The sequence below is a fragment of the Janibacter hoylei PVAS-1 genome, assembly GCF_000297495.1.
Taxonomy (GTDB): Bacteria; Actinomycetota; Actinomycetes; order Actinomycetales; family Dermatophilaceae; genus Janibacter; species Janibacter hoylei.
This window is the reverse complement of record NZ_ALWX01000047.1, coordinates 1-15,076: the sequence shown is the minus strand read 5'-3', so window position 1 is coordinate 15,076 and position 15,076 is coordinate 1. Positions and strand designations below refer to the sequence as shown.

The window sequence follows — 15,076 nt, the reverse complement described above, 5'->3', positions numbered from 1 at the left end:
TCAGACGGCGGGGGTGTCGAAGAAGCTGCGGCGCGTGGTCGCCCGACGGTCGTCACGGAGCACCCAGAAGTCGGCGAAGCCGACCTGCGCGGCGCTGCCGTCCCTGAGGGTGCCGGTGAATCGCCCGTGCACCGCGACGCGCTCGCCGTCGACGACGAACTCGTCGAGCACGTGCCGCCCGTCGGCGATGACCCGCTCGCCGGAGTAGAAGGCACGCAGCGCCTCCGCCCCGACCATGGGCGCGTAGCCGGGGCGGTGGTAGACGGCGTCGTCGGCGAAGCACCCGACGACGCCCTCGACGTCACCGGCGTCGACGAGCTCGTAGTAGCGGCGGACCGCGGCCTCGGCGCTCATCGGGCCACCGTCCGCCCCAGCGCCGCGTCGGCGCGACGCAGCGCGGCCTCGAGCGGCGTGATGCCCTCGGTGTCGGCGGTCTCGAGCAGCTCGCCGACGCGCGTGCCGATGCGGTCGACGGCCGCGAGCGTCTCGGCATCGCTCCAGCCGGCGACACCGCCGTGCACCTGGATGACGCCGCCGGCATTGGCGACGAAGTCGGGTACGTAGGTGATGCCAGCCGCGCGCAACGCCTCCGCGCAGTCGGGGGTGTCGAGCGTGTCGTTGGCGGCGCCGGCGATGATCCGCGCCCGGATGCGCGGGATCGCCTCGCGGGTCACGACCCGCGCGACCGCGCACGGCGCGAAGACGTCGGCCTCGGCGAAGGGAGCCGCCTGCGTCGCCACGGTCTGCCCACCCAGCTCGGTCGCGAGTGCCTGCGCCCGGGCGGTGTCGATGTCGGCGACGGTCACGCGGGCGCCGTCACGGTGGGCGAGGCGGGCGACCTCCTCGCCCACGCTGCCGACGCCCTGGACGACGACGTGCAGGCCGTCGAGGCCCCCTTCGCCGTGCTCGTGGACCGCGGCGGCGCGCATGGCGGCGTACACGCCACGGGCGGTGAAGGGGGAGGGGCTCACCTCGTCGCAGAAGGCCCGGGCGCCGCCGTCGTCGCGGATGGTCTGCATGTCCTCGAGGAGCGTGCCCATGTCGACGCCGGGGATGTACGTCCCCGCGGTGCGGGCGACCATCTCGCCGAAGCGGGCGAAGAGGGCGCGCCGCTCGGGGGAGCTGGGTGCCGGCACCGGGCCGTCGAGCACGACGACGGACTTGGCGCCGCCGTAGGGCAGCTCGGCCAGGGCGTGCTTGAGGGTCATCGCGGCGGCGAGACGCTGGGCCTCGCGCGCGGCGGCCTCGGTCGACGGGTAGGCGCGGTAGCGCACCCCGCCGAAGCCCGGGCCGAGGGTCGTGTCGTCGATCGCGATGACGGCACGCCGGCCGACGCGGTCGTCGCGGCAGGTGATCGTCTGCTCGCTCGCCCAGGGTTCGGCGATGGCGTCAGCGGTCGGGGTAGGGGGCGTGACGGTGGTCATCCGCCCATGGTGACAGGGGCCGTGTGACCCCTGTCACCCGGGGTCGGCGCCGGCTCAGAGGCGCTGGTCGATGAGCCCGGTGTCGACGTCGTAGATGAATCCGCCCACCTTGACGGTGTCCGAGATCAGCGGGTGCGAGCGGACCGCGGCGACGTCCTGACGGAGCGCGTCGAGCTGGTCGCGAACGACGTGGAAGCCCTGCCACGAGGCGTCCTGCCCGGCCGAGGCGCCGATGCGCTCGCGCAGCTCGACCTCGGTCGCGGAGGCCATGGCGCAGCGGGTGTGCGGGATGACGAGGACGCGGTTGACGTTGAGCAGGTGCACCCCGAGCACGAGCGCCTCGAGCGCGGCGGCGGTGACCCGGCCCCCCGGGTTGCGGAAGATCTTGGCGTCACCCGGCTGCAGCCCGAGCATGCCCAGCGGGTCGATGCGGCTGTCCATGCACGTGACGATGGCGACGCCCGCCTTCGCGATGCCGTCGAAGCCGCCGAGGGAGAAGTCGTCGGCGAAGGCGCGGTTGGCGGCCACGAGGTCCGCGAAGTCGTCGGTCGAGGGGGTCGGTGCACTCATGAGCGAATCCTTTCGAAGGGGTCTTCGCACAGTAGCCCCGTGGCGGCCCGCCGGATGCGGGCGGTCCACGAGCCGTGCGTCACGGAAGCATCCCGATGACAACTCGTGGGGGCGAGAGCGTGGTGCGGACCACACAACCGGTGTAGACAGTCCATGGGAGACGACGTCGACGACCCCCTGCGCCTCGTCGTCTCCTCGCGACGAAAGGAACGACGTGGACGGACGACGACGTCGGATCGCCTGGGTGGCGGCCGTGACGATGACGGCCAGCCTCGGTCTGGCGGCCTGCGGTGACGACGGTTCGTCAGGCGGGGCGACCCACCTGACCTGGTACATCAACCCCGACGGTGGTGGCTCCGACCCGGCCGGTGGCGGGCAGGCCCAGCTGGCCAAGGAGTGCTCCGACGCCTCCGGTGGCGCCTACACGATCGGCATCCAGCTGCTGCCCAACAGCGCGAGCGACCAGCGCCAGCAGCTGCTGCGGCGCTTGGCCTCGCAGGACAAGGGCGTCGACATCATGTCGATCGACCCGGTCTTCGTCGCCGAGTTCGCCGAGGCCGGCTTCCTCGCCCCGGTGCCGCAGGACCGCAAGGCCACCTTCACCGGGGACGTCGTCGACCCGGCCGTCACCAACGCGACGTGGAAGGACGAGCTGTACGCCGCTCCCTTCTGGGCCAACACCCAGCTGCTCTGGTACCGCAAGTCCGTCGCGGAGAAGGCCGGCCTCGACATGAGCAAGCCGGTCTCGTGGGACCAGGTCATCGCCGCCGCCAAGAAGACCGACACCGACATCGGCGTGCAGGCCTCCCGCTACGAGGGCTACATGGTCTGGATCAACGCCCTCGTCGAAGGGGGCGGCGACCACATCGTCGAAAATCCCGGCGCCGACGGCGACCAGCTCGCCTTCGGCCTGGAGTCCGAGGGCGGCAAGAAGGCCGCCGAGATCATCCAGAAGGTCAGCTCGGAGGGCGTCGGCGGCCCGGCGATGGGCTCGACGGACGAGACGACCACGCTCGACATGTTCCAGAACGAGAACGCCGGCTTCATGGTCAACTGGCCCTACGTCTACGCCGCGCTCGAGGGCGCGGAGGTCGACTGGATGGACGACCTCGCGTGGGCGCGCTACCCGCAGACCGTCGAGGGCAGCGAGTCCAAGCCGCCGCTCGGGGGCATCGAGATGGGCGTCGCCTCCTCGTCGACGAAGCAGGACCAGGCCTGGGAGGCCGTCGAGTGCCTCACCTCGCAGGAGAGCCAGAAGTCGTACATGCTCGGCACCGGCAACCCGGCCGCCCGCAAGGCGGTCTACGACGACGCCGAGGTCAAGGAGACCTTCCCGATGGCCGGCCTGATCCGCGCCTCGCTCGACTCGAGCGGGCCGCGCCCGCTCACCCAGTACTACGGCGACGTCTCCAGCGGCATCCAGCGTGAGTACAGCCCGCCCGGCGCGGTCGACCCGTCGTCGACGCCCCAGCAGACGACGAGCCTGCTCCAGGACGTGCTGAAGGGAGATGCACTGCTGTGAGTGCCGCTCCCCGTCTCTCCGACCGTGCGAAGGCCGAGCAACGCCTCGGCTGGAAGCTGGCGTTGCCCGCCTTCGTCGTCATGCTGCTCGTCACCGCCTACCCGATCCTCCAGGCGATCTGGAACAGCTTCTTCGCCTACCGGCTCACCGACCCCGACAACCGGGAGTTCGTCGGGCTCAACAACTACGTCGTCTCCTTCAGCGACTCGGTCTTCTGGAGCGCGATGCTCGCGACGGTGATCATCACCGTCATCACCGTCGTCATCGAGCTGGTCCTCGGCTTCGTCATCGCCCTGGTCATGCACCGGATCGTCCTGCCCCGGCGGACGCTGCGCACCGTGGTGCTCATCCCGTACTCGATCATCACGGTCGTCTCCGGCTTCACCTGGCTCTTCATGTACCAGACCGACACCGGCTTCGTGAACCGCTGGACGAGCTGGGTGCCGGGGGTCAGCGACAACTACGACTGGTTCGGCAGCTTCTGGCCCTCGATCTTCGTCATCTGCCTCTCGGAGATCTGGAAGACGACGCCCTTCATGTCGCTGCTCCTGCTCGCCGGCCTCGCCCAGGTGGACACCTCGATGGAGGAGGCGGCCAAGGTCGACGGGGCCTCGTGGATGCAGGTGCTCACCAAGGTCATCCTGCCCAACATGAAGCCGGCGATCATGGTCGCGGTGCTCTTCCGCACCCTCGACGCCTTCCGCATCTTCGACAACATCTTCATCATGACCGGGGGCGCCAACGGGACCAACTCCCTCTCCGGTCTCATCTACCGCCAGACGATCGACCGCACCGAGATCGGTCTCGGGTCGGCGCTGTCGGTGATCCTCTTCCTCTGCGTGCTGCTCATCGCGGCGGTCTTCGTCCGAGGATTCAAGGTCGACCTCACCCAGGGGAGGAGCTGAGATGGCGAAGGAAGCGAAGGTCAAGGAGCCCGTCAAGGGCACCGGCCTGTGGACCGCGCTCGCGGTGCCCATCATGATCTGGACCGTCCTGCCGCTGCTGTGGATGCTCTCGCTCTCGCTCAAGAGCGCCGACACCCTCGCCGACCCGGACGCGGCCCACCTCGGCAACTTCTGGCCGAAGGACCCGACGCTCGACAACTACCGGCTGATCTTCACCGGCGGCGCGAGCGACCTCTTCATGCCGGCCCTGCGCAACTCGCTCATCGTCTGCCTGCTCGCGACGGTCATCTCCGTCGTCCTCGCGATGTTCTGCGCGTACGCGATCTCCCGACTGGAGTTCAAGGGCAAGAAGATGATCCTCACGACGGCGCTCGCGGTGAGCTTCTTCCCGGTCGTCGCCATGGTCACGCCGCTCTTCGACGTGTGGAGCCGCGTCGGTCTCTTCGACACGATCCCCGGCCTGATCATCCCGTACCTCGCGCTCACCCTGCCGCTGTCGATCTGGACGATGTCGGCCTTCTTCCAGCAGATCCCCTGGGAGATGGAGCAGGCCGCGCAGGTCGACGGGGCGAGCAGCTGGCAGGCCTTCCGCAAGGTGATCATCCCGCTCGCCGCCCCGGGCGTCTTCACGACGGCGATCATCACCTTCTTCACCGCGTGGAACGACTTCGTCTTCGCGATCTCGCTGACCTCCGACCAGGCCCGCACCGTCCCGGCGGCGCTCGCCTTCTTCACCGGAGCCAGCCAGTTCGAGCAGCCGACGGGCGCCATCATGGCGGCCTCGGTCGTCGTGACCATCCCCGTCGTCATCCTGGTGCTGATCTTCCAGCGCCGGATCGTCGCCGGCCTGACCTCGGGCGCCGTCAAGGGCTGACCCCCGCCTTCACAACACTGGAGAACCCCCATGGCTGAGATCACCCTCAACAACATCGTCAAGCAGTACGGCGACGGCTTCCCCGCGGTCAACGACGTGAGCCTGGACATCAAGGACGGCGAGTTCATGATCTTCGTCGGTCCCTCCGGCTGCGGGAAGTCGACGCTGCTGCGCATGGTCGTCGGGCTCGAGGACATCACGAGCGGCGAGCTGCTCATCGACGGCACGCGGGTCAACGACCTGTCGCCGAAGGACCGCAACCTGTCGATGGTCTTCCAGAACTACGCCCTCTACCCGCACCTGACGGTCTTCGAGAACATCGCCTTCCCCCTTCGCCTGGCCAAGGGCAAGCACAGCGAGGAGGAGATCGATGCCAAGGTGCGCGCCGCGAGCTCCATGCTCGAGCTCGACGAGCACCTCGAGCGCAAGCCGGCCAATCTCTCCGGTGGGCAGCGGCAGCGGGTGGCGATGGGCCGGGCGATCGTGCGCGACGCCGACGCCTTCCTCTTCGACGAGCCGCTGTCCAACCTCGACGCCAAGCTGCGTGGCCAGATGCGCACGGAGATCGCCCGCATGCAGCGGCGCATGGGCACGACGACGATCTACGTCACCCACGACCAGACCGAGGCCCTCACCCTCGGCGACCGCGTGTCCGTGCTCAAGAAGGGGGTGCTGCAGCAGTGCGCCAGCCCCCGCGAGCTCTACGACCAGCCGGTCAACCTCTTCGTCGCCGGCTTCATCGGGACGCCGCCGATGAACTTCCTGCCGGCGGAGGTGAAGGGGGACGAGCTCGAGCTGCCCTTCTGCACCGTGCCGCTGCCGCAGGCGGTGCGCGAGCGGGCCGGCGGCAAGGAGCTGCTCATCGTCGGCATCCGCCCGGAGCACATCAAGGACGCCGACCTCGGCGACGTCCCGAGCGGCGGGGTGCGCTTCGCCGCACCCGTCGACCAGACGGAGTGGCTGGGCAACGAGCAGTACGCCTACGTGCCCTTCACGGTGGAGGGCGACGTCAAGCACAAGCTCGACGAGCTCGACAAGGAGCTCGACGGCGAGGGCATGCGCACGCAGATGGTCATCAACCTCGACCCGCGCTCGCGGGTGCGTGAGGGCGACGACGGCAACTTCGTCTTCGACCCGACCCTCATGCACGTCTTCGACCCGGAGTCGGGCGACTGCCTGACCCGTGACGACGCGAAGGCGGCGGAGATCGCCCGCCAGTCCGAGGAGGACCGGCAGCGGGCCCTGGAGCGGGCGCGTGCCCGCGAGGCCGCGACCGCCGGCTGATCAGCCCTCGAGGTCGACGCGGCTCGGTGCCCAGGCGCCGGGCCGCGTCACCGTGAGCGCGGAGGCGGCGATGCCGCGCTCGATCGCGCCGGTGATGACCCGACCGCGCGCCTTGTGCAGCCGGGCCTTGGCGTCGGCGCCGCCGAGCAGGCCGGCGTCGGCGAGCCCCGAGAGCAGCCCGGCCATGAAGGAGTCGCCGGCCCCGACGGTGTCGACGACGTCGACCCGGCGTCCGCGCGCGGTGATGCGGCGGCCCGAAGGGAGGATCGCCAGCGCCCCGGCCGGGCCCAGCGTGCAGACGGCGAGGGCCGGCCCGAGGTCGCACCACGAGCGCAGGAGGTCGGCGATGCCGGTCGGGTCGAGCGGGCGGTCGAGGAGCCACTCGAGGTCGGCGTCGCTCGCCTTGACGACGTCGCTGACGGCCACGCGACGCTCGACCTCCTCGAGGACGCGCTCGCGGTCGGGCATGAGGGCCGGGCGGATGTTGGGGTCGTAGGAGATCGTGTGCCCGCGGGTGGCGGTGCTCATCGCCGACAGGACGTCGACGCCGCCGGGCCGGAGCAGGGCGCCGATGGACCCGGTGTGCAGGTGGCCCGGTACGTCAGGTGGCTCGGTCACCCGCCAGGTGATGTCGAAGTCGTAGGTGGCCGTGCCCGCGGCGTCGAGGGTGGCGGTCGCGGTCGAGGTGTCGGCGGCGCTGTCGCTGCCCTGGGTCAGCCGCACCCCTGCCTCGGCGAGGTGCTCACCGATCATGGCGCCGCGGGCATCACGGCCGAAGTAGGTCGCGAGGCTCACGGGGTGGCCCAGGCGGGCCAGCCCCACGGCGACGTTGAGCGGGCTGCCTCCGACGTGCTCCTGCGTGTGCCCGTCCGACCCGACGACGACGTCGACGAGCGACTCGCCGATGACGAGGGTGGAGCAGGGCGCGGGCGCACGCCGCAGGCTGGGCACGGGTCAGCCGAGGCCGGGGGAGAGCCGCTCGACCTTGGTGAGGTTGTGGTGGGCCTCGACGACGCGGATCGTGCCGGACTTGCTGCGCATGACGAGCGACTCGGTCGTCGCGCCGCCCGCGCGGTAGCGGACACCGCGCAGCAGCTCGCCGTCGGTGATGCCGGTGGCGACGAAGAAGCAGTTGTCCGTCGCCACGAGGTCGTCGGTGGTGAGGACCCGGTCGAGGTCGTGACCGGCGTCGATGGCCTGCTGGCGCTCCTCGTCGTCGCGCGGCCACAGGCGGCCCTGGATGACACCGCCGAGGCACTTGATGGCGCAGGCGGTGATGATGCCCTCCGGCGTGCCGCCGACCCCGAGGAGCAGGTCGATGCCGGTGCCGGGGCGGGCGGCCATGATGGCGCCGGCGACGTCACCGTCGGAGATGAAGCGGATGCGGGCGCCGGCGGCACGCACCTGCTCGGCGAGGTCGTTGTGCCGCGGCCGGTCGAGCATGATGACGGTGACGTCCTCGGGCTGCTCGCCCTTCGCCTTGGCGATGCGCTTGATGTTTTCGGCGACGGGCAGCCGGATGTCGACGACGTCCGCAGCCTCGGGGCCGGTGACGAGCTTGTCCATGTAGAAGACGGCGCTGGGGTCGTACATCGACCCTCGGTCGGCGACGGCGAGGACGGAGACCGCGTTGGTCATCCCCTTCGCCGTGAGGGTGGTGCCGTCGATGGGGTCGACCGCGACGTCGCAGGAGGGGCCGGTGCCGTCGCCCACCTCCTCGCCGTTGTAGAGCATCGGCGCCTCGTCCTTCTCACCCTCGCCGATGATGACGGTGCCTTGCATCTGCACGCTGGAGATCATCGAGCGCATCGCGTCGACGGCCGCGCCGTCGGCGGTGTTCTTGTCACCACGCCCGACCCACCGGCCACCGGCGAGGGCGGCAGCCTCGGTGACCCGGACCAGCTCCATCGCCAGGTTGCGGTCGGGGTGCATGACCCCGGCGCTCGATGTGGACGTCTGGGACTGGCTCATGTGTCTCCTCTGCGGGTGGTGCTCGTCGCGCCAGAGCCTATCCGGAGCACGCTCCCACGCGTGCGACCATGTCACTCATGAGTTCTGCCCCCGGCGACCCCGCCGAGACCGCCCCACGCGCCACCCCGGACCGCGAGCCGACCCCGGCCGAGCTCGCGGCCCAGCAGGGCGTCCCCGCGCGCGGGGCGAGCCACTACGCCAAGGGGTCGGCGGCCAACATGGCCCGCTCGATGGCCGTCATCGTGGCGATCACCCTCGCCCTGTTCTTCATGACGGGGCGGCCCAACAGCACGACGCCGCAGTCGGTGGACGTGCCCGGATCGGCCCAGTACCGCGCCCAGCAGGCCGGCCAGCCCTTCGCCTACCCGCGCGACCTGCCGGACGGCTGGGTCGCCACCAGCGTGCGCTACGTCCGCTCGAAGGGGGACGTCATGGTCTGGAACGCCGGCTACACCACCCCGGACGGCGAGTACGTCTCGGTCCAGCAGGCGCTCGATCCCGGCGAAGGCTGGGTCGACACCCAGACCAACAACGGCGCGCGCGTGGGGACCTTCGAGACCCGCGACGGTCGCACCTGGACCAAGCGGGACCGCGAGGGCAAGGTCCAGCGCAGTCTGGTCCACGTCCCGCAGGACACGACCGAGCTCACCACGCTCGTCACGGGCACCGGCTCGTGGGAGCAGCTCGAGGACTTCGCCGACCGGCTGGCCCCGGTCAAGGTGACGAAGGCCGGCAGCAGCAGCGCCTCACCCTCCTCGTGATTCTCGGGTGACCCGATAAACCCCGGCTTCGCAAGAGTCCCCAACTCTTGCGAAGCCGGGGTTTCTCATGCTCAGCGGCTCATGGCGGTCGTGACGAGGGGGGGCCAGGCCCGGGTGCGCCAGGCGAAGGGAGCCGAGCGTGCCGGGGTCGACCCAGGCGAGGTCGTCGTGCTCGTCGGGAGCAAGGTTGGTCGGGGTGCCCCGCCAGGCGTCGACGACGAAGGGGTGCAGCTCGAGGTCGTCGGCCCAGGCGGTCACGGGTGGGGCGAGTCGCCGCCACCGGGTCACCGTCACGCCGAGCTCTTCCTGGCACTCCCGCACCAGGGCCTGCTCCGGCGACTCGCCGGCCTCGATGTGGCCGCCCACGCCGTCCCAGCAGTCGGGGTAGTGCCGACGAAGGGGGTGCCGGTGCGCCAGCAGGACCCGCTCGCCGGTGACGAGCAGCCCCATGGCGACCCGGTGGAGCGGCTCGCTCACTCCTCGGACGTGCCCTCGGACCCCAGGCTCGCCTCGGCCTTGTCCAGCCAGGCCTCGCAGTGGGCGGCGAGGGCCTCGCCGCGCTGCCACAGCCGCATCGACTCCTCGAGGCCGGCCTGGCCCCCTTCGAGCCGGGCGACGAGCTCGATGAGCTCCTGGCGGGCCTCCTCGTAGGAGAGGTCGGCGACGTCGGTCTGCTCCTGGTCGGGCTGCGGGTCGGTGGCCATGGCGACCACTCTAGGTGCGGGCGGTGTCACGAGTCGGTGACCCGCACGGCGAAGTCGCCGTCGGCGACCGTCACCCGCAGCAGGTCGTCGACGGCGAGCGCCTCGCGGGAGGCGACGACCTCCCCTTCGGGCCGCTGGACGATCGCGTAGCCGCGCTCGAGCGTCGAGGCGGGGGAGAGCACCCGCGCCTGGGTCCGCAGGTGACCGATGCGGTCGCGCTCGCGGTGCAGCCGCGCCTCGACCCGGCTGTGTGCCCGGCGACGCAGGGAGGCGACGACCTCGCGCTGCGCCCGGACGAAGGCCGTGCGGTCGGTGAGCACGGGCCGGCTCGTCAGCTGCACGAGGCCGCGGCGCTCGCGGTCGACCATGCCGGCCAGGGCAGCCCGGGCGCGCCCTCGGGCCTCGACGACACCGGCCCCCTCCTGGGCAGCGTCGGGGCAGACGAGCTTGGCGGCATCGGTCGGCGTGGAGGCCCGCACGTCCGCGACGAGGTCAAGGATCGGGGTGTCGACGTCGTGCCCGATGGCGCTGACGACCGGGGTGCGTGCCTCGGCGACGGCGCGGACCATCGTCTCGTTGCTGAAGGGCAGCAGGTCCTCGACCGACCCACCGCCGCGCGTGACGATGATGACGTCGACGTCGTCGATGGCGTCGAGCTCGGCGACGGCCGCGCTGACCTCGGTCACGGCCGTCGGCCCCTGCACGGCGACCTGCCGGATCTCGAAGGGCAGGCCCGGCCACCTGCGGTGGGCGTTTTCGACGACATCGCGCTCGGCGGCGCTCGCCCGTCCGCAGACGAGGCCGACCCGGCGGGGGAGGAAGGGCAGCGGCCGCTTGCTAGAGGCCTCGAAGAGTCCCTCGGCGCGCAGGTGCTGCTTGAGGTACTCGATGCGGGCAAGCAGCTCGCCGACGCCGACCGGCCGGATCTGGCGCACGTCCATCGACAGCGAGCCGCGCTGGGTCCAGTAGCTCGGCTTGGCCTGGACGACGACCCGCGCACCTTCGCCGAGCGGCGCCGGCATGGCGTCGAGCGCGGTGACCCGCACCATGCACGACAGCGACATGTCGACGTCGGGGTCGCGCAGCGTCAGCCACGCGGTGCGTGCGCCGGGTCGTCGGGTCAGCTGGACGACCTGCCCTTCGACCCAGGTGACGGACATGCGGTCGACGTACTCGGCGATCTTCATGCTCAGCAGCCGCACCGGCCACGGCTGCTCGGCCGTGGTGTCGGCTGCCTTGTCGGGAAGGGGGATGCTCACGGCCCACAGTCAAGCAGGCACGTCGGACGGTCCGGCGGCGGTCAGGGCGTGTTCAGCCCCCTCACCTACGATGGAGGGCATGACCACCAGTGCGACCCCGACCGCCGACACCGCCGCCCCGCAGGATGCCAAGCGCGTCCTGCTCGCCGCGCCCCGCGGCTACTGCGCCGGTGTCGACCGTGCCGTCGTCACGGTCGAGAAGGCCCTCGAGCTCTACGGCCCGCCGGTCTACGTGCGCAAGGAGATCGTCCACAACAAGCACGTCGTGACGACCCTCGAGAAGAGGGGCGCGATCTTCGTCGAGGAGACCGACGAGGTGCCCGAGGGTGCGACCGTCGTGTTTTCCGCCCACGGCGTCGCCCCGATCGTCCACGAGGAGGCCAAGGCCCTCAGCCTCAAGACGATCGACGCGACCTGCCCGCTGGTCACCAAGGTCCACCGCGAGGCGGTCCGCTTCGCCGACGACGACTTCGACATCCTGCTCATCGGTCACGAGGGGCACGAGGAGGTCGTCGGCACCTCTGGCGAGGCGCCGAACCACATCACCCTCGTCGAGGGCCCCGATGACGTCGCCAACGTCGAGGTCCGCGACCCCGACAAGGTCGTGTGGCTCTCGCAGACCACCCTCTCGGTCGACGAGACGATGGAGACGGTGCGCCGGCTGCGCGAGAAGTTCCCCAAGCTGCAGGATCCGCCCTCCGACGACATCTGCTACGCGACGCAGAACCGTCAGCTCGCCGTCAAGCAGATGGCCAAGGACTGCGACCTGATGATCGTCGTCGGCTCGCGCAACTCCTCCAACTCGGTGCGCCTCGTCGAGGTCGCCATCGAGCACGGCTCGCGCGATGGTCACCTCGTCGACTACGCCGACGAGATCGACGAGGCCTGGCTCGACGGTGTGCGCACCGTCGGTGTCACCTCCGGTGCCTCGGTCCCCGAGATCCTCGTGCGCGGGGTCCTCGACTTCCTCGCCGAGCGGGGCTACGGCGAGCCGCAGCCGGTCACCGCCGCGGAGGAGTCGCTGCTCTTCGCCCTGCCCAAGGAGCTGCGCCGCGACCTCAAGGCCGCCGGCATGAGCGACCAGATGAAGCACGACGCCGGCGCCCTCGGCGACGCCGGCCAGCTGCACTAGCCCGTCCCCGCCCTTCGAGACGGTCGCTTCGCGACCTCCTCAGGGAGCGGACGGGGGTCTCGCGACCTCGTCAGGGAGCGGACGGGGGTCTCGCGACCTCCTCAGGGAGCGGTACGGGGATCTCCGAGCGGACGGGGGTCACAGCCGCTGGCTGATCCTCGTCGCCGTCTCGGCGGCCGCCTGCGCGAGGTAGGCGGCGCCCCCTTCGTCGACGTCGTCGGTGCGATAGGTGAGGGCCACCGCCGCCACGGGGTGCCCGTCGCGGTCGAGGACGGCACTCGCCACCGATGACAGGTCGGGCGAGACGCTGCCCGCCTCGACGGCGTACCCACGAGCACGCACGTCGACGAGCAGTCGTCGCAGGGCCGATGGTGTCGCCGGCCCACCGCCGACCATGACCGCGGCCGACGGGTAGAGGGCCGTGACCTGCCGGCGGGGGAGGGCGGCGAGCATCGCCAGCCCGCTCGCCGTGAGCGTCGCCGGCAGGCGCACCCCGACGTCGGTGACGAGCGAAGGGCGACGCGGCGCCCGCTCCTCGATGACGTAGAGGACGTCTCGACCCGAGAGCACCGCCAGGTGCGCGTTGTGCGTCGTCGCGTCGACGAGCCGCTCGACCAGCGGCCGGGCCAGCCGCTGGAGCGGGTCCTGGCGCTGGTACCCCGCGCCGAGCTCGTGGACCGCGGCTCCGATGCCGTAGGTGCGCTCCTCGGCGTAGTGCACGACGTAGCCGTGCTCCACGAGGACCGTGAGCAGGTGGTAGGTACTGCTGCGCGGCAGGTCGAGCGCGCGGGCGAGGTGAGCCGCGGGGATGGGTTCGGCGCGGCTGGCCAGGTGGGTCAGTGCGCGCAGCGCGTGGCCCGCGGAGGTGGCATTGGACATGGGGCTCCTGTCTCGTATCCGAGACACTATCCCCTCCATCGGCGCTCCCGGTGACGCCGAAGGGAGTTGCATGGACCCATGAGCACCGACACCACCACCGTCGTCCTCGGCGACCGGCCTCTCACCATCGACGAGGTCGTCGTCGTCGCCCGCCACCACGCCGCCGTCGAGATCAGCGACTCCGCCTGGGAGCGGGTCCGCGCTGCGCGCACCGTCATCGAGGGCCTCGCGGAGGACACCGTCGCCCACTACGGCGTCTCGACCGGCTTCGGCGCCCTGGCGACGACGCACATCCCGCACGACAAGCGCGCCCAGCTGCAGCGCTCGCTCGTGCGCAGCCACGCCGCCGGCGCGGGCCCAGAGGTCGAGGAGGAGGTCGTGCGCGCGCTCATGCTGCTGCGCGTCCAGACCCTCGCGACCGGTCGCACCGGCATCCGCGAGGAGACCCTCCGTCTCTACCTCGCGCTGCTGCAGCACCACATCACCCCGGTCGTCCACGAGTACGGGTCGCTCGGCTGCTCCGGCGACCTCTCCCCGCTCAGCCACTGCGCACTCACCCTCATGGGTGAGGGCCGTGTGCGGATCGACGGCGGCGACGAGGTCGACGCGGCCGAGGCGCTCGACGGCGCCGGTCTGGCCCCCGTCGAGCTCCACGAGAAGGAGGGCTTGGCGCTCATCAACGGCACCGACGGCATGCTCGGCATGCTCTGTCTCGCCGTCCACGACCTGCGGCGCCTGCTCACCACCGCCGACATCGCCACCGCGATGAGCGTCGAGGGGCTGCTCGGGACCGACGACGTCTTCGCCGCAGACCTGCAGGCCCTGCGCCCCCAGCCCGGCCAGGCCCTCTCGGCCGCCAACATGCGCGCCGTCCTCGCCGACAGCCCGATCCGCGACAGCCACCGCGACCCGGCGGCCTGCACGCGCGTCCAAGACGCCTACTCCCTGCGCTGCGCGCCGCAGGTGCACGGCGGGGCGCGCGACACCGTCGAGCACGCCGCGACGATCGCCGGCCACGAGCTCGCCTCGGCCATCGACAACCCCGTCGTCACCCTCGACGGGCGCGTGGAGTCCAACGGCAACTTCCACGGGGCGCCCGTGGCCTACGTCCTCGACTTCCTCGCGATCGTCGCCGCTGACGTCGCGAGCATGAGCGAGCGGCGCACCGACCGCTTCCTCGACGTCAAGCGGTCCAACGGGCTGCCGCCCTTCCTCGCTGATGACCCCGGCACCGACTCCGGCCTGATGATCGCGCAGTACACGGCCGCCGGGATGGTCTCGGAGATGAAGCGCCTGGCCACCCCTGCCAGCGTCGACTCGATCCCGAGCAGCGCCATGCAGGAGGACCACGTGTCGATGGGCTGGGGCGCTGCGCGCAAGCTGCGCCGCAGCGTCGACGCGCTCGCCCGGGTCGTCGCCATCGAGCTGCACACCGCCGCGCGGGGGATCGCGCTGCGGGCCCCCCTTCGTCCGGCACCGGCCACCGCCGCAGTCATCGACGCCCTCGCCGAGCACGGGGAGAGCGGGCCCGGCCCGGACCGCTTCACCTCGCCCGACCTCACCGCCGCCCACCTCGCCGTCGTCGACGGGTCGGTCCTCGCGGCCGCACAGTCCGTCACCGGCCCGCTGAAGTAGAAGGAGCCTGATCACCATGGACGGAGCCCGTCCCGTGCGTGCCCCCCCGAGGCACCGAGCTGACCGCCCCGCAGCTGGCAGACCGAGGCGCCGCTGCGCCATGCTCATGAACAACCTCCGACCCCGAGGTCCGCCGAGCGCCCTGMCGACCTCGTC

At 71.4% G+C, this 15,076-nt stretch carries 16 protein-coding genes; 7 read left to right on the top strand and 9 right to left on the bottom strand.

Annotation, left to right across the window (positions count from 1 at the left end; all coding sequences use genetic code 11):
• The 3 genes from B277_RS10460 to B277_RS10450 are packed head-to-tail and all read right to left on the bottom strand — an operon-like array spanning position 1 to position 1,994.
• Positions 1-354, bottom strand: coding sequence for a nuclear transport factor 2 family protein (locus tag B277_RS10460; protein ID WP_007928021.1), 354 nt, complete (start codon positions 352-354; stop codon positions 1-3).
• On the bottom strand, positions 351-1,424 hold the full coding sequence (locus tag B277_RS10455; RefSeq protein ID WP_007928020.1) for a Glu/Leu/Phe/Val dehydrogenase dimerization domain-containing protein: 1,074 nt from the start codon (positions 1,422-1,424) through the stop codon (positions 351-353). The genes B277_RS10460 and B277_RS10455 overlap by 4 nt, the downstream gene beginning before the upstream one ends.
• A gap of 54 nt (positions 1,425-1,478) precedes the next feature.
• Positions 1,479-1,994: a beta-class carbonic anhydrase gene (locus B277_RS10450; protein WP_007928018.1), complete on the bottom strand. Its 516-nt coding sequence runs from the start codon at positions 1,992-1,994 to the stop codon at positions 1,479-1,481.
• 214 nt (positions 1,995-2,208) lie between these two features.
• Between B277_RS10450 and B277_RS10445 the strand changes: the two genes are divergently transcribed.
• The 4 genes from B277_RS10445 to B277_RS10430 are packed head-to-tail and all read left to right on the top strand — an operon-like array spanning position 2,209 to position 6,579.
• Entirely contained in the window at positions 2,209-3,516 is a 1,308-nt protein-coding gene (locus tag B277_RS10445) for an extracellular solute-binding protein (RefSeq protein ID WP_007928016.1), read from the top strand.
• Positions 3,513-4,421 carry a carbohydrate ABC transporter permease gene (locus tag B277_RS10440; RefSeq protein ID WP_007928015.1) on the top strand — a complete coding sequence of 303 codons (909 nt, stop codon included), beginning with the start codon at positions 3,513-3,515 and terminating at the stop codon, positions 4,419-4,421. Before B277_RS10445 ends, B277_RS10440 begins: the two co-directional genes overlap by 4 nt.
• Position 4,422: 1 nt before the next feature.
• Entirely contained in the window at positions 4,423-5,295 is an 873-nt protein-coding gene (locus tag B277_RS10435) for a carbohydrate ABC transporter permease (RefSeq protein WP_007928014.1), read from the top strand.
• A gap of 30 nt (positions 5,296-5,325) precedes the next feature.
• On the top strand, positions 5,326-6,579 hold the full coding sequence (locus tag B277_RS10430; RefSeq protein ID WP_007928013.1) for an ABC transporter ATP-binding protein: 1,254 nt from the start codon (positions 5,326-5,328) through the stop codon (positions 6,577-6,579).
• Here the strand turns inward: B277_RS10430 and B277_RS10425 are convergent, their stop codons facing one another.
• Together B277_RS10425 and glpX are read right to left on the bottom strand one after the other, a co-directional pair.
• Positions 6,580-7,530 carry a PfkB family carbohydrate kinase gene (locus B277_RS10425; RefSeq protein WP_007928011.1) on the bottom strand — a complete coding sequence of 317 codons (951 nt, stop codon included), beginning with the start codon at positions 7,528-7,530 and terminating at the stop codon, positions 6,580-6,582.
• 3 nt (positions 7,531-7,533) lie between these two features.
• Positions 7,534-8,550, bottom strand: a complete 1,017-nt coding sequence (glpX, locus tag B277_RS10420; protein WP_007928010.1) for a class II fructose-bisphosphatase — start codon at positions 8,548-8,550, stop codon at positions 7,534-7,536.
• 77 nt (positions 8,551-8,627) lie between these two features.
• Between glpX and B277_RS16030 the strand changes: the two genes are divergently transcribed.
• Positions 8,628-9,311: a DUF4245 domain-containing protein gene (locus tag B277_RS16030; RefSeq protein ID WP_007928008.1), complete on the top strand. Its 684-nt coding sequence runs from the start codon at positions 8,628-8,630 to the stop codon at positions 9,309-9,311.
• Here B277_RS16030 and B277_RS10410 read toward each other — a convergent pair.
• From B277_RS10410 to xseA, 3 genes are read right to left on the bottom strand one after another with little or no spacing between them, the layout of a single operon-like run.
• Entirely contained in the window at positions 9,297-9,788 is a 492-nt protein-coding gene (locus B277_RS10410; RefSeq protein WP_007928005.1) for an NUDIX domain-containing protein, read from the bottom strand. The two genes, B277_RS16030 and B277_RS10410, sit on opposite strands and share 15 nt — an antisense overlap.
• Positions 9,785-10,015, bottom strand: a complete 231-nt coding sequence (locus B277_RS10405; RefSeq protein WP_007928003.1) for an exodeoxyribonuclease VII small subunit — start codon at positions 10,013-10,015, stop codon at positions 9,785-9,787. Before B277_RS10405 ends, B277_RS10410 begins: the two co-directional genes overlap by 4 nt.
• Before the next feature lie 26 nt (positions 10,016-10,041).
• Entirely contained in the window at positions 10,042-11,274 is a 1,233-nt protein-coding gene (gene xseA, locus B277_RS10400; protein ID WP_007928001.1) for an exodeoxyribonuclease VII large subunit, read from the bottom strand.
• 79 nt (positions 11,275-11,353) lie between these two features.
• Here xseA and B277_RS10395 point away from each other — a divergent pair, with 79 nt between their 5' ends.
• Positions 11,354-12,406, top strand: a complete 1,053-nt coding sequence (locus B277_RS10395; protein ID WP_007927999.1) for a 4-hydroxy-3-methylbut-2-enyl diphosphate reductase — start codon at positions 11,354-11,356, stop codon at positions 12,404-12,406.
• A gap of 138 nt (positions 12,407-12,544) precedes the next feature.
• Here B277_RS10395 and B277_RS10390 read toward each other — a convergent pair whose 3' ends face one another.
• Positions 12,545-13,285 (bottom strand): IclR family transcriptional regulator, encoded by a 741-nt coding sequence (locus tag B277_RS10390; protein WP_007927998.1) that lies wholly within the window; start codon positions 13,283-13,285, stop codon positions 12,545-12,547.
• Between the two features lie 78 nt (positions 13,286-13,363).
• Here B277_RS10390 and hutH point away from each other — a divergent pair, with 78 nt between their 5' ends.
• Entirely contained in the window at positions 13,364-14,920 is a 1,557-nt protein-coding gene (gene hutH, locus B277_RS10385) for a histidine ammonia-lyase (RefSeq protein WP_007927997.1), read from the top strand.
• The last annotated feature ends 156 nt before the right edge of the window (positions 14,921-15,076 follow it).

Bases quoted from the DNA above. Each gene is read 5' to 3' on its own strand.
- glpX (WP_007928010.1), bottom strand. From the start codon at position 8,550: ATGAGCCAGTCCCAGACGTCCACATCGAGCGCCGGGGTCATGCACCCC.
- B277_RS10435 (WP_007928014.1), top strand. From the start codon at position 4,423: ATGGCGAAGGAAGCGAAGGTCAAGGAGCCCGTCAAGGGCACCGGCCTG.
- B277_RS10390 (WP_007927998.1), bottom strand. From the start codon at position 13,285: ATGTCCAATGCCACCTCCGCGGGCCACGCGCTGCGCGCACTGACCCAC.
- B277_RS10405 (WP_007928003.1), bottom strand. From the start codon at position 10,015: ATGGCCACCGACCCGCAGCCCGACCAGGAGCAGACCGACGTCGCCGAC.
- B277_RS10450 (WP_007928018.1), bottom strand. From the start codon at position 1,994: ATGAGTGCACCGACCCCCTCGACCGACGACTTCGCGGACCTCGTGGCC.
- B277_RS10395 (WP_007927999.1), top strand. From the start codon at position 11,354: ATGACCACCAGTGCGACCCCGACCGCCGACACCGCCGCCCCGCAGGAT.
- B277_RS16030 (WP_007928008.1), top strand. From the start codon at position 8,628: ATGAGTTCTGCCCCCGGCGACCCCGCCGAGACCGCCCCACGCGCCACC.
- B277_RS10430 (WP_007928013.1), top strand. From the start codon at position 5,326: ATGGCTGAGATCACCCTCAACAACATCGTCAAGCAGTACGGCGACGGC.
- B277_RS10460 (WP_007928021.1), bottom strand. From the start codon at position 354: ATGAGCGCCGAGGCCGCGGTCCGCCGCTACTACGAGCTCGTCGACGCC.
- B277_RS10455 (WP_007928020.1), bottom strand. From the start codon at position 1,424: ATGACCACCGTCACGCCCCCTACCCCGACCGCTGACGCCATCGCCGAA.
- hutH (WP_007927997.1), top strand. From the start codon at position 13,364: ATGAGCACCGACACCACCACCGTCGTCCTCGGCGACCGGCCTCTCACC.